The organism is Halobacteriovorax sp. GFR8, from assembly GCF_050955245.1.
GTDB lineage: Bacteria > Bdellovibrionota > Bacteriovoracia > Bacteriovoracales > Bacteriovoracaceae > Halobacteriovorax_A.
On record NZ_JBPBLR010000002.1, the window covers coordinates 2535713 to 2549511 of the forward strand.

The following is a 13799-nucleotide window of genomic DNA, read 5'->3' on the forward strand; positions in this document are numbered from 1 at the left end:
GCAAAGATTTTAATGATGAAACTAAGCTCAGACAATAGCCTTGTTAGAGCTTAATAATTTTTACTTAGAGTTTTTTTATAATATAAATCAGGGATTTTTATCAAAAAACTTCTAACTAACAGTTATTAAAGGGGGTAAACAATTTCAATAAAAACTATCTATAAAGAAAATGCCAATATTTTCTATAAAGTTATTTAGAAAACACTCGATAACTCAGTTAACAATATTATTTTAGGCTAATAAAAAAGGATAGTTAATGAGCATTAGTAAATTTTCCCTAAATAAAAAATTGGTTCTCGGGTTCTTATTGGCGGGCCTACTACCTTCATTAACAATAACATTCGTCGTTCTTAACAATGTCGACAAGACACTACATAAGAATGCTGAGAATATGCTAATTTCGATACGTGAAGGGCGAAGCTTTCAACTCGAAGAATTATATAAGACAATGGGCGGCCAAGTCTCGGCCCTGGCCCAGAATATTTCAACAATTGATGCTGCGAGAAAGTTCAAAAAATCTTTCCAGACATATGAAATAGAAACGAGAACAGATTTTAATGCTGCAAAATCAGCACTCACATCTTTCTATGCCAATGATTTTGGCGGCCAATATAATAAAACAAATATAGGGAAAGAATTTGATAGAACAAGTGAGATTATTAGTGAGTTAAGTAAGAATGAATTACTTCTTCAGAACGCCTTTATTAGCTCTAATAACAATCCTCTTGGATCAAAAGATGCGCTAGTTTCACTTAAAGATGGATCAAATTACTCTAAGACACATGAAAGGTATCATGATGCATTTCGTACGTACTTAAATAAGTTTGGTTATTATGATATTTTTCTAATTGATGCGCAAAACGCCGAAGTTATTTACTCTGTCTACAAAGAAGCTGACTTTGCGACAAACCTTAAAACTGGTCCTTATGCAAGCTCAGGCCTAGCTCAAGCATATAACTTAGCACTTAATGCAAAATCTAAAGATGCAATCTTCTTTACTGATATTCAAAAATACTACCCAAGTTATGAAGCACCTGCTCAGTTTATCTCAGCACCAATCTATGAGAATGATCAATTAAGTGCTGTGCTAGTTTTCCAAGTACCTGTTGCTAAGATCAATCAGATCTTAACAAGTGGGGAAAAGTGGAAAGAACAAGGTCAAGGGGACTCAGGAGAAACTTATATTATCGGTAAAGATAAAGTGATGAGAAGTGTCTCGAGAGCACTTGTTGAAGACGAATCTAACTTCTTTAAGACAATGCATAAAGTAGGACTAAGCGAAAGTGCTATCAATTATATGAAGTCGAAGAAAACATCTGCCCTTGCTGCTAAGATTGATACTCTTGGAGCAGATCATGTTGTAGGCGGAAAAACTGGAGCTGAAATCTTTGAAGATTATCGTGATGTAAATGTTATTAGTGCATTTAAGCCACTAAATATTGCAGGACTTGATTGGTATATCCTAAGTGAAATGGATGAAGATGAAGCACTGGCATCACTTTATACAGTAAGAAAAGTAATCATGACTTTAATTACAATTTCAGGGATTGCAATTTTACTTCTTGCCCTAACATTTTCAAAAGCGATCTCTAATAGCCTTGTGAAACTTGCAGAGGGACTTAAGCTTGGAGCACATAATGTTCTAAATTCAGCAAACGCTCTTGCACAGAGTTCATCTGATCTCTCTTCTGCAACAGAACAGCAAGCAGCCAGTCTACAAGAGACCTCTGCTTCAATTACTGAAATTTCAGCGATGGTCGATAGAAACTCAGAAAATGCTAGTACAACTTCTGAGCTTTCGGAGAAGAGTCAAGCTAAAGCACAACAAGGTAAAGAGTATGTTAGCAGTGTAAAGCATAAGATTGAAGATATTCACAAAAATAATGAAGTCCTAATTCAAAGTGTAGAAGAAAACAATGTTGAGATTCAAAATATTACAAAAGTAATTGATGAGATCTCAGAAAAAACAAAAGTTATCAATGATATTGTTTTCCAAACTAAGCTACTCTCTTTCAATGCTTCTGTTGAGGCTGCAAGAGCAGGAGAGCATGGAAAAGGATTTGCTGTCGTAGCAGAAGAAGTTGGTGCCCTAGCTGCGATGAGTGGTACAGCGGCCCAAGAAATTACAGAACTACTAGAACGAAGCATAGGACAAGTACACCGTACTGTTGAGAACTCTAAATCTAAAATGTCTGGAATTATCGAGCATGGTAAGAAGTCTGTTGACGAAAGTTTAGTTGAGATTAAAACATGTGACTCTGTCTTAAGTGAAATTCTAGAAAGCTTTAATGAAGTTAATAGCTCCGTTAGACAAATTGCAGCTTCATCAACTGAGCAATCAGCAGGTGTAAACGAAATCACAACGGCAGTTCAACAGCTTGACGCAGTAACGCAACAGAATACATCCGTTGCTCATACTTCTTCATCAAAGGCGGCAGAACTTAAAGAGCAATCAAATGACCTTTCAAGAATTGTCGAAGATATTCAAATGATTGTATTTGGTCAAAATGTTTCAGATGCGCAGCCAGTAGCGGCAAGTCCGGTGAAGCCCGTGATTAAGATGCCATTTGCTAAAAAGAAGAAAAATTTAGAATTAATTGATGCAGATTCAATTAGTGCAGATGACGCTAGATTCAAAGATGTAATATAAGAGATAGCGCCACGTAAGTGGCGCTTTTTTTCTATATTCTATTAAGACTCAAATTTCACACTGATATTCATCTTAGAAGCATCCTTAGGCTCTAGAATAAGATAGACATCATCCTCACCTATAACTCGTCCCTCAATTTTTAAATTCTTATCATCTTTTATTTCGACAACAAGGTCCTTCATTACTTTAATGGTCTTTTCATTTTCATTAACTTTGATTTTGAATTATTTACTTAGTAAATACGTAGTCCGATGCCCTAAAATCAGTGGCCAGATAAGACATAAAAGTTATATTTTCAAGCTTCTCACTTCCATAAAGAAGCTCCTCTCTCTTTGACCTCTTAGCAAATTCTAATTGTAAATCATCAAGGGCCTTAAGATAGTCAGTAACTGACTCTTTTTTTAAATAAAGACTTCCTCTAGATCCACGTGAAGTTTTTTGCTCTAATTTGAATTGTTCTTGGGCGTATTCGAAGAAATATCGATCAATATCGAAGCTTACCAAAGCACCCAGTTTAGAAGAGATCTTGATATCACTTCCTTTAAATAGTAGCTTTACTCGATCATTTTCTCCCAACTCAATAAGATTAACCTTATCTAAGCTTCTTAACATTGATAGAGACTTGCTCTTATCAAGACGATGCTTTTTAACCACTTCCTTCCAATCTCCATCGGCAGAGAGTAGTTCTGTGAAGAAGTGATAGATAATTGGCTCTTTAAGGAATAAAGCTTCTTGTTTATTATCAAAATGTAGGACTGATTCATTGGACTGCTGGGCAATCGAAAAGAGCTCTCCTAAGTTAATATTTAGAGCATCACATATTTGGTCTAATTTACTTACAGAACAGTCCTGACTTGCCATAAGTTTCTTTAGCCCCGACTCTGACATGTCAATTCTAGCGGCCAAGTCCTTATAGTTAACCTTGCGGACCTTCATTACATCTTTTAGAGCTAAAAATACATCATTTCTCATTCCATTCTCCTTGCTAAGTAAGTTAATGAAGAGAAAATAGTTCACTCCTGAACTTTTTCAAACAAATAACACAAAAGTACCAAAAAACGGAACTCGAAAGTTAATTTAGGATAAAGTTTACCCTCATTTTTAATTTAGGATACGAGATAGAGCGTGAACACCACCAGCATTGACTACATTCTTAAAGCCTAGTCGCTTCAAGTGTAGTCTGGCCATGGCACTTCTTCCACCAGAGGCACAGTAGACAATGACAGCTTTGTTCTTATCAAGTTTTTCGTAATCAGAACCTAAGCGATCAATTGGAATATTTATTGAATTAGGAATTGAGAAGCCTTGAAACTCCCCTTCGCTTCGAACATCGACTAATTGATAATTATTCTCTTTTAATATTCTTTGAACTTCGTTCCTGGCCTTGAAAAAACGATAAACTCGCCACATGACAAAGGTAATAATAAAAACAAAAATCATATTGTGTCGTATAAATTGAATAAGTTCTTCCATATAAATCATCCTATGCCACTATCTTTAATAAATATTTGATGTAGGTCAAATATCATTTAACTATTTAAGTGTATGCTAACTTAAAGTTAAATAAAAAAGGAATTATATATGAAAACGATGACAGCTCTTTTTACAACTATTCTCATGGCAGTGTTCTTTACTGGGTGCTCAACTTCACATAATGTTGAAAAAACACCAATTGTTACAACTTATGAAGAAGCAAAAGTTGTAAGTCACTTAGCTATAGCCCCACAACCAACAAAGCTTACTTTAAGTAAGGCCAAGAAAGATGGTTATGAAGTCGTAATAAATCTAAGAGGAAAAAATGAATTCAAGGGTTATGATGAAGAAGCAACAGCGAAGATGCTTAATCTTGAATATCATCAAATTCCTTTCTTCAATAAAGACAAGGAAATCGATGAAAGATCTTTAAGTGAGATCTCAAAAATCATCAACAATAACAAAGACAAGAAGATTTATGTTCACTGCTCAAGTGGTAATCGTGCCGCTGCTTGGTACTTAACTCATCTCTATCAATACGAAGGACTATCAAAAGAAGAAGCGACTAAGACGGCCAGAAAAGTAGGCTTAACAAAGGCCCCTTTAGAGAAGAGGGTTATTAATTTTCTAAATGAGAAATAATACCTATTTTAGAATTTTATAAATCCGATATAATGAGTTAATAACGCTATTTTTTAAGAGGGAGAAGACATGAAGAAGTGCATGCTTTTAGGTATGTTTGTACTTGCTATTAGTTGTAATAAGCAAGAGATTAAACAATTTGATGACAAGGGATTACTTTCAGAAGTCGATGGAGTTCTTTCTCCACTGCCTGCATCTTTAATTGATGTAAAATCTAATAAAGATCTTATTCACTTAGGAAAGACACTTTACTTTGAAAAGAAGCTATCAATAAATGACACAATTTCTTGTAATTCATGTCACAAACTCGACCAATTTGGTGTCGATAATCTTCCGACATCACCTGGTCACGACGGAACTCTTGGCGGGCGAAACTCTCCAACTGTTTACAATGCCGCCCTAAACTTCTTACAGTTCTGGGATGGAAGAGCTAAAGACGTCGAAGAGCAAGCTCTAGGACCTATTCTAAATCCAGTTGAACATGGTTTAGCACATGCTTCAGATGCCATGAAGAAAATCGATACACAAGAGTATCGTGCACTTTTTGAAAAAGCATTTGGTAACAAAGAAGCATTCAACTTTAACAATGTAGGAGTTGCTATTGGTGCTTTCGAAAAAACACTTCTAACGCCTAGTCGTTACGATGAATACTTAAACGGTGATCATTCAGCTCTAAGCTACCAAGAAAAAGTTGGGCTTAAAAAATTCAATGAGATTGGATGTACGACATGTCATGACGGTGCCAACGTTGGTGGTGGAATGTTTCAAAAGCTAGGGCTTGCTGAAGAGTATCCAACTAAAGATGAAGGGCGTTTTGAAGTAACGAAAAATGAAGATGACAAATTCTTCTTCAAGGTGCCAACTCTAAGAAATATCACAAAGACAGCTCCATACTTTCATGATGGAAGTGTTAAAACACTTGATGAGGCCATTACTATTATGGCCAAGCACCAGCTCGGTGTTGAAATCTCTGCAGAAGATAGAGAAAGCATTAAGGCCTTCCTTGGTTCACTAGAAGCTAAAGCTTTACCAAAACTATAAGTAAAAAAGGCGTGAGAAATCACGCCTTTTCTTCAATTCCCTGATAACAATCATCTAAATAACATTAAATTTATCTAGCTCAATCCGATAATATATTTATGGGAATTCTAAAATTTAAAACATATTTCAAAAAAGAAGAACTAGAAACACAACCGACTCAAGAGTATATTGAGCTTACTAATAAATTAGCAAGCTCCCAAGGGAAGGTTCAAGAGCTTGTCAGTGAGAATGAGTTTCTTTTGCAAAAAATTGCACTATTAGAAACAGAAAATTACAAAATTAAAGACGGGCTTTCACAAATTCAAAAGAATTTAGCTGATTCTGTTGGAAACAGCACCCAAGCACTAGATAGATTGACTGAGGTAGACGCTTCTTTTGACAGTATTAGAACAGACTCAAAAGAGATTCTTGAGGATGTCTCAAGCCTTAAGAACAATATGGAATACACTTCGAAATCGTCACTTAATATTGAAGAAGGTGTGAAAGATATTCTTGATGCAATTGAAGGAATTTCAACAATCGCCTTTCAATCTAAGTTACTCTCTTTTAACGCTTCTGTTGAAGCTGCTCGTGCAGGTGAAGTTGGAAAAGGTTTTACAGTTGTTGCAGAAGAAGTTCAAAAGCTTGCAACATCCACAACTGACTTACTTGAGAATATTAGAAGTAAAACAGATTCTTTTATCTCGATTTCAAAGCAACTTCAGAGTTCAGCAAACGAATCTCTTAATAAAACAAATCATATCAATGATAAAATTAATCAATTTGATGAAAGTATTTCTCAAACAACTGTTAAGAATAAAGATGCACTCTCAGATATTTCAGCAACAAATGATGAAGTATTCATGAGCTTAGCTAAGCTTGATCACGTTATTTGGAAAATAAATACTTATATTTCAGTCATCGAAGAAAGACCTGCCTTCGACTTTGTTGATCATCACAATTGCCGTCTTGGGAAGTGGTATTACGAAGGAGATGGAAAGGCCAGCTTCTCTCGCCTATCAAGCTTTCCTTGTATTGAAGGAGATCATGCGGCAGTTCACTCAGGAACAAAGGTTATTTTTAACTACCTAGACGATGTTAAAAATAATATCGATGTTATTACTGATGGCTTTCAGCAAATGGAAGACGCCAGTGAAGAGGTCTTTAGAGGACTTGATCGAATCCTGGCCCAAAAGAAAGAAAGTTAAAAATTTACTATTTTAACTTCTACAACATTTCAAAAGCTTGCCACTCACCTTAAGGGTGGTGACCCTCACATCGCAATTAAGGATTCACATCTTGTGAAAACATAGTTTGCTATATCGTGAAATTTTATTTACATAGTTCTCACCACTACATAGTTTTAGTTTAGATTTTTAGAACACATGATTCGACAGAGTCAAACTAACTATAGGGAGAATTTAAATGAAAAAGTTAATTACACTAATTGCAGCACTATTTGTCTCAACGTCAGTCCTAGCAGGAATGCCTACTGAACATGACTCTTGGGAAACTATCAAAGACAACTTTATGAAAGTTACTTTCAATGAGCCTGCATTAAATCTAGATAATGGTGGCGCGATTTCTGTATTCTTCGCTTGTCTTGATGGAGACACAATTAGAACGAAGAAAATGCTTAAAAGATGTGTTGAGTGGCAACACCGTGGCGGAGATAGAGATAGTATCTGTACTGCTTATACAAGCTACTATGGTACAGCTGAAATCGTAACAGAAAGAGAAAGATGTGTACGTTGGTCGCATCAAGGTCGAAGAGATGGCCGTCAGTATTGTATGCAGTACGAAACATATACTTATACACACCCACTTTCATACGATATCGATGTACATAAAACACTTCACGGTAGAAGACATGACAATAAACTGGGTAGAAAACTATTCACGAAAAATTACACAATCGAAGCTTGTGAGTAATTAAATCTGAAAGGCCCTTCCCTAAAGGGCCTTTCTTCACTTAGGGAACAAATGGAAGAAAAGCTTAAAATAAAAGATCCAAGAGTTTCAATTTTTGACTTTGAAAGTTATTGTGACTTCCTTATTAAGGCCGGTATGCCTGATGGGCTTTATTCCCATACTGCAAATAACTTAAAAACATGGGCAAATCGCCTTGGGTACAAATCCCCTAGTTCACTAACAATGGTCATCAAGGGACAAAGATCACCTAGTCTTGAAATGATCCATGCTCTTTCTGAAGACCTGAAATTAAATATGAAAGAGAAGCAATATTTCATGCTTCTTGTTCAGCTAGAAAAAGCACAAAAGAAGAACAAAGATACTAAAGAGATCTTAAAGAAAATTGCCGCATTAAATTTAAAAGAAAATGCTATTTCACTTAGTCTAAAAGAGTTCAATGCGATAAGTGACTGGTATTTTCTAGCAATTAAACAACTTATCTCAATGCCTTCATTCGTTGAAGATATTCAGTGGATTCATCTAAAACTTAGAAAGAAAGTTCCCCTCAAACAAATTAAGTACGCAATAGAGACAATGCTTGAGACTAAAACTATCGGAAGAGATGAAGAAGGTCGCTTAATTGTTCTTAAAGAAGGACTTATTACAACAAATGATGTCCCAAGCTCAGCAATTAAGAGACACCATCACGGGATGATTAATCGTGCTCTTGAATCAATTGAAGAACAATCTGTAAATGAAAGACAAATAACAGCAGTCACAATGAAAGTGAAAGAAAGTGATATTGCTGAAGCTAAGAAGTATATCTTCGATTTTATTAAAGATTTTAATGAGAAGTTTTCAACAAATGATGCTGACAATCTTTATCAGCTAAATACACAATTCTTTTCCCATACGGGTCAAGTTGTTAAGCACTAGGAAGAACGATGAAAATTTACTTAATTTTAACAGTACTACTATTTTCAAATTCTATTTTTTCAAAAGAACTTGAAAGACTCACCCCTTCCCAAAGCTATATCTTAACAAAGAACTTTAATATAAAATCGATGCCTATCATGAAGGCATTAGGCTCTGGTGATATTGTTGGTAATGGTTCAGGAGTTATTGAACAAAACTTCATCTTTGCTTATCACAATCTTCAAAGCGCAATCTTTAACTGTCTTGGCGATAAGTATGAGTGTCAGATAGATGCTCTAGAAGAATCGATATTAAGAGAGATAAATCAGCTATTCATCACTAAGGCCTATATGAAAAGACCTCTTATCTTTGTTAGCAAAGAGTTTGCTGGGGATTTCTTTCACAACGAAGTCGATATCACTTCTCGTATTGCAAAAACGGGCTTTAGTCACCGTGGTCATATCTTTATAAACTTAGAGGATTCTAAATTTATTGCTAATGATATTCCCGCCATGATTGGTATCTTGATACACGAATTAGGGCACCAAATTGGAATTATCAGTCATAGTTTTCTAGATCAATTAGGAACAAAAGTTAGGAATCAATGGAGTAAAAATTGGCAATCTTTTGAATTTGTAGTTAATGGGACACCATTAACACTTCGTCTACTTTCAAATGCAAATAACTATATTAGTTCGAACCTTAGTTATACGTATAATGGAAAATTTGAACACTTAGGAGAGGCCATTTATAAGAACTTGTCTTGCGGAGATAAAGAAGTTGTTTATGGTTTTAATTTGAATAATGGCCATTGGCAAAGGCCTACTTACAGCGACAACGAGATGATGATTAGAATGAATTTTTGGTTGGACACTTATTGTGAAGATCAAAATAAGCATATGAGAGTTAAGCAAAGTGACTTATCAATTCAATTCACTCATAAAGATGGAAAGATTCAAGCTAGAATCATAAATCTTTAGAAAGGATCAATCCCCTCACCATCAATAACATTGATATTGTAGTGTATTTTAGGGCTTCCATCCGATATTGAAGCGTTCAAAGAGAAAGTTGAAGTTGAGTTAGGAGCCTTTAAGTCTCCTTCAACTATACAGACACCTGTAAAAGCACCCTCAAATCCGTAGATCTGTCTTTTTAAGCACTTTAACGAATTCGTATCAATTTTAATATGATGATTTCGTTGGATTTTATCTTTTTCAACTAAGACTTGGGCCACTAAACCATTTGCAACGGCCTTCTTCTCACATGTCTTCTCGTTTATCTCTAGCTTCTTGTTATGAAATCTAATATTTGCTTTCCCATCATAAATGCTAACAGAATCTAATTTCGTATACTTTTCACCAACATAAGCAGCAACAGGAATATTTGATTTTAAAATAAATTTATAATCACCACATTTTGCTAAGTAGCTATTAAAAGTTAGCCCAGGGGCCCTTTCGATGATTTTATTAGAGATAATATAATTATCATCATTAACGCCACTTGCTCTAAGAAGCTCGTGTAGCACAAGCCATTTCACATTATCACTTCTCTTGATGTAGTTATGCCAAATCTCTTCATTTAAAGTAATTTGACCTTCACTAGCAAAGGCATCAACAATTGAGCCAGTATTATCAATTAACTTCTTTGAAGTAACTTTAATAAATCTGATATCGAGGATTTTCTCTATACTGTCTAGGGAGACAAGGCCTTTAATTGATTTGGGATGACTTCTTAGCTCATTTAGGATTTCCCTAGCTTCAGAAATAAAGTAGTGGCGAATAGTGTCTCCACCACCACTACTTCCGACACCAAGTCGTTGAGTTTGAACTTTATAATTCTGATAAAAGTCTTTCTTAATATCCTTTGGAATCTCTAAGGACGGTACACACTTTACTTGCTCAGCGAGTGTCGATTGAACTAAGAATAAAGATGTTATAAAAAATAAGCCTTTCATCATATCTCCAAATTTATCATCAACTAAATGATGCACCTGATTTTTTGAAATAATTACGTCCATTGTCTGGGAACTAGACAACTACTCTTCACATTGAAGCGTGAGCACATTATATGAAGATGCACTTACTGAAATCATAAAGTCGCAACTTGAGTTTGGTGCATTTAGATCACCTTGAACAAAACAATATCCAATGCTTTCATTCTTAGAAAAGCACTCAAGTGATTCAGGCTCAATATTAATGAGAAACTCTTCCTCAATATGTAGCTGATCTGTAAGAACTTGGGACTTTAGATCTGAAGCGCTGGCCGCGGCCACAGAAAGTGAGATTAAAGAAATTAATACGTAAGTTATTGTTTTCATTTATGCCTCCATTGGTATTTATTATTGTGAAGGCTTTATATCTAAACAAATGACACAACTCTATATAAAAGTTATAACTTTGTTACTTATTATGTTATAAAATACTAACATATGAATATTTATGATTTTACCGAATATAGAGAATACCTAAGAGAATGCCTTGGCCGAAGGTCGAAGAATTTAACGAGGAAATCCCTTAGCGAAGAGCTAAATTGTCAGCTCTCCTTTATCAACCAGGTACTCACATTTCGCTCACACCTCTCGCTAGAGCATGCAATTAAAGCATCAAATTATCTACAATTAACAGATGAAGAAAAAGACTATTTTCTTCTCATGGTACAAAAAGACCGTGCCGGTAGTGTGGAACTAGAGAAATATTTTTTAGAAAAAATTAATGAAATACAGAATAAGCGTAAAGAAATCAAAAATCGAATAAAGGCCTCTAATACACTTACCAGTGAAGATCAAATGAAGTACTACTCAAGCTGGTACTATGTTGCAATTCATATTCTAACGGCCCTTCCAGCATTTAATGAAGCTCATGAGATCGCATCTCATTTAAAGTTAAGTATTAAAATTGTTAAGGATGCTCTTGATTTTCTAATTGATAAAAATTTTGTCATGATAGACTCTAATGGCCACCTTGCCATTGGTAGTACGAGAATTCATCTCCCCCAGGGCTCAGATATGCTTCCACGCCATCATGTTAACTGGCGACAAAAGGCCATGGAGTCAGTTGATGATGTGAAAGAAAATGATCTTCATTATTCAAGTCTACTTGGTATTTCGAGAAAAGATCTACCCGTGCTAAAAGAAAAAGTATTAAAGCTACTTGAAGATTTTGAAGTCGTCTTAAACGAAACAGGGGAAGAAATCCCTGTTGTCTTCACTTTAGATCTATTTGAGTTATAGAAAATTCCATACTTAACCTTTCTTAAGATTTGGCCCACTAAGTTTCTGTACTAGAATCTAAACAATAATAAAGGAATTGTGATGAAATTTAGAATTGAGACAGATAGTATTGGTGAAGTTAAAGTTGAATCTTCTCGCTACTGGGGAGCACAAACTCAACGTTCATTGCAAAACTTCAAGATTGGCAAAGACCATTTTACACGTGAAATGATAAGGGCCCTTGGAATTCTAAAAAAAGGTGCAGCTCTTGCAAATCTAGAACTAGGAAAACTTCCAAAAGAAAAGGCCGCTCTTATTATACAGGCCGCTAATGAAGTTATAGAGGGAAAGCTTGATGAGCACTTCCCTCTTGTTATCTGGCAAACGGGCTCAGGAACACAAACAAATATGAATGCAAATGAAGTTATCTCAAATCGCGCTATAGAAATTAGTGGCGGTATCATGGGGTCAAAAAAACCAATTCACCCCAATGATGATGTCAATAAATCACAATCATCAAACGACACCTTCCCGACGGCGATGCATATTGCAGCTGTTGAACAAATTGAAGATCGATTAATCCCATCACTAAATGGCCTTATCACAATCTTTGAAAAGAAAACTGAAGAATTTCAAGATATCGTAAAGATAGGAAGAACACATTTAATGGATGCTACGCCTCTTACTCTTGGACAAGAATTTTCTGGTTACAAAGCACAGCTTCAAGGAGCAAGAAGAGATATTATTCACTCAATTGAAAATCTAAGAGAACTTGCACTAGGAGGAACTGCTGTTGGAACAGGCCTTAATACACACCCCCAATATGCAAAACTTGTGGCACAAAAAATCTCAGAAATTACGGGAAGAAAATTTATTACTGCACCTAATAAGTTTGAATCCCTTGCAGCACATGATGCTCTTGTTGCAGGTTCAAGTGCTTTGAGAAGACTTGCAATTGCCTTAATGAAAATTGCAAATGATATTAGATGGCTTGCTAGTGGGCCACGATGTGGGATTGGAGAGATCTCTATTCCTTCAAATGAACCGGGGTCTTCAATCATGCCAGGAAAAGTAAACCCCACACAATGTGAGGCCATCACGATGGTATGTGTGCAAGTTTTAGGAAATGATGCGGCCATCGGATTTGCTGGATCTCAAGGTAATTTTGAACTCAATGTTTATAAGCCGGTGATGATTCACAACTTCCTACACTCTCTCACATTACTTGCCGATTCAATGGATTCTTTTAACAAGAATTGTGTTAGTGGAATTGTCCCCAATCGTGAGAATATAGAAAAGAACCTAAATAACTCACTTATGTTAGTCACCGCTCTTAATCAATATATTGGCTATGATAACGCTGCTAAGATCGCAAAGAATGCACATACTAAAGGTACGACTCTTAAGGAGTCAGCAATTGAATTAGGACTTTTAAGTGCAGATGATTTTGACAAATACGTTGTGCCATCTAAGATGACACAACCTTTATAAAAGATATTATTGTTTATTGTAGTGATAAATTGGTGAACCGCCGGCTTCACGACATGTTTTATAATTTGTAAAAGTGTCTTTCACACTAAGGACAAGCTTTCCATCGTTATACTCATAGTCAAAGATTGATCCATTTGATTCAACACCAAAGTGTTGCTTCTTTAAAATTCCTTCCCAGACACCAAGGTTACATTTAACTTTAGTCATTTCAAGTCCACCTTGATACTGACCTGGGCCAACATACTTAAACTCACCTGAATTAACTTGAGTACAATTTAGTAAGTATGGTGCCCACTTTGCGCTCTTTGCAACTGCCGTCATTTCAGCTTTTTCTTCTTCAACCTTAAGAGTCACATTATATCTCATAAATGCTCCACCAAGTTTAAGTGTCTCACCTGTCGTACACTCAATACGATCAAGAAGATATGTACCTTGAGGGATCATTGCAATTGCTGATGTTGCCATTAAGAATGCTAAAATTGTTTTCAT

Annotated in this window: 15 protein-coding genes; 9 read left to right on the forward strand and 6 right to left on the reverse strand. The window is 35.6% G+C overall.

What is annotated here, in order from left to right:
- Nucleotides 1–256 precede the first annotated feature (256 nt).
- Complete coding sequence (locus tag ACRXC1_RS12700) at nucleotides 257–2650, forward strand: methyl-accepting chemotaxis protein (protein ID WP_433659321.1); 2394 nt, start codon at nucleotides 257–259, stop codon at nucleotides 2648–2650.
- Between the two features lie 41 nt (nucleotides 2651–2691).
- Here the strand turns inward: ACRXC1_RS12700 and ACRXC1_RS12705 are convergent, their stop codons facing one another.
- The 3 genes from ACRXC1_RS12705 to ACRXC1_RS12715 all read right to left on the reverse strand — a co-directional run bounded on the left by ACRXC1_RS12705 (nucleotide 2692) and on the right by ACRXC1_RS12715 (nucleotide 4123).
- The gene (locus ACRXC1_RS12705) at nucleotides 2692–2832 is read right to left on the reverse strand and encodes a hypothetical protein (protein ID WP_392912451.1); all 141 of its coding nucleotides are present in this window, start codon (nucleotides 2830–2832) and stop codon (nucleotides 2692–2694) included.
- 46 nt (nucleotides 2833–2878) lie between these two features.
- Nucleotides 2879–3622: a helix-turn-helix domain-containing protein gene (locus ACRXC1_RS12710; protein WP_433659323.1), complete on the reverse strand. Its 744-nt coding sequence runs from the start codon at nucleotides 3620–3622 to the stop codon at nucleotides 2879–2881.
- Nucleotides 3623–3751: 129 nt separating this feature from the next.
- Complete coding sequence (locus ACRXC1_RS12715; RefSeq protein ID WP_433659325.1) at nucleotides 3752–4123, reverse strand: rhodanese-like domain-containing protein; 372 nt, start codon at nucleotides 4121–4123, stop codon at nucleotides 3752–3754.
- A 108-nt stretch (nucleotides 4124–4231) separates the two neighbouring features.
- On the opposite strand from ACRXC1_RS12715, the gene ACRXC1_RS12720 reads away from it, so the two are divergent.
- The 6 genes from ACRXC1_RS12720 (at nucleotide 4232) to ACRXC1_RS12745 (ending at nucleotide 9591) form a co-directional block, all read left to right on the forward strand.
- Nucleotides 4232–4765 (forward strand): hypothetical protein, encoded by a 534-nt coding sequence (locus tag ACRXC1_RS12720; protein WP_433659327.1) that lies wholly within the window; start codon nucleotides 4232–4234, stop codon nucleotides 4763–4765.
- Nucleotides 4766–4834: 69 nt separating this feature from the next.
- Complete coding sequence (locus tag ACRXC1_RS12725; protein ID WP_433659329.1) at nucleotides 4835–5806, forward strand: cytochrome-c peroxidase; 972 nt, start codon at nucleotides 4835–4837, stop codon at nucleotides 5804–5806.
- Between the two features lie 98 nt (nucleotides 5807–5904).
- Entirely contained in the window at nucleotides 5905–6993 is a 1089-nt protein-coding gene (locus ACRXC1_RS12730; protein ID WP_433659331.1) for a methyl-accepting chemotaxis protein, read from the forward strand.
- A 217-nt stretch (nucleotides 6994–7210) separates the two neighbouring features.
- Nucleotides 7211–7717, forward strand: a complete 507-nt coding sequence (locus tag ACRXC1_RS12735) for a hypothetical protein (protein WP_433659333.1) — start codon at nucleotides 7211–7213, stop codon at nucleotides 7715–7717.
- Between the two features lie 51 nt (nucleotides 7718–7768).
- A complete protein-coding gene (locus ACRXC1_RS12740; protein ID WP_433659335.1) occupies nucleotides 7769–8632 on the forward strand; it encodes a DUF4423 domain-containing protein in 864 nt (287 codons plus the stop codon).
- Nucleotides 8633–8640: 8 nt separating this feature from the next.
- Nucleotides 8641–9591 (forward strand): hypothetical protein, encoded by a 951-nt coding sequence (locus tag ACRXC1_RS12745; RefSeq protein ID WP_433659337.1) that lies wholly within the window; start codon nucleotides 8641–8643, stop codon nucleotides 9589–9591.
- Here the strand turns inward: ACRXC1_RS12745 and ACRXC1_RS12750 are convergent.
- The gene (locus tag ACRXC1_RS12750; RefSeq protein ID WP_433659339.1) at nucleotides 9588–10565 is read right to left on the reverse strand and encodes a hypothetical protein; all 978 of its coding nucleotides are present in this window, start codon (nucleotides 10563–10565) and stop codon (nucleotides 9588–9590) included. The genes ACRXC1_RS12745 and ACRXC1_RS12750 overlap by 4 nt on opposite strands.
- Nucleotides 10566–10646: 81 nt before the next feature.
- On the reverse strand, nucleotides 10647–10928 hold the full coding sequence (locus tag ACRXC1_RS12755; RefSeq protein WP_433659341.1) for a hypothetical protein: 282 nt from the start codon (nucleotides 10926–10928) through the stop codon (nucleotides 10647–10649).
- Between the two features lie 111 nt (nucleotides 10929–11039).
- Here ACRXC1_RS12755 and ACRXC1_RS12760 point away from each other — a divergent pair, with 111 nt between their 5' ends.
- Nucleotides 11040–11840, forward strand: coding sequence for a TIGR02147 family protein (locus ACRXC1_RS12760; protein ID WP_433659343.1), 801 nt, complete (start codon nucleotides 11040–11042; stop codon nucleotides 11838–11840).
- A gap of 81 nt (nucleotides 11841–11921) precedes the next feature.
- Nucleotides 11922–13310, forward strand: coding sequence for a class II fumarate hydratase (fumC, locus tag ACRXC1_RS12765; RefSeq protein ID WP_433659345.1), 1389 nt, complete (start codon nucleotides 11922–11924; stop codon nucleotides 13308–13310).
- Between the two features lie 6 nt (nucleotides 13311–13316).
- Here fumC and ACRXC1_RS12770 read toward each other — a convergent pair whose 3' ends face one another.
- Entirely contained in the window at nucleotides 13317–13799 is a 483-nt protein-coding gene (locus ACRXC1_RS12770) for a hypothetical protein (RefSeq protein WP_392912432.1), read from the reverse strand.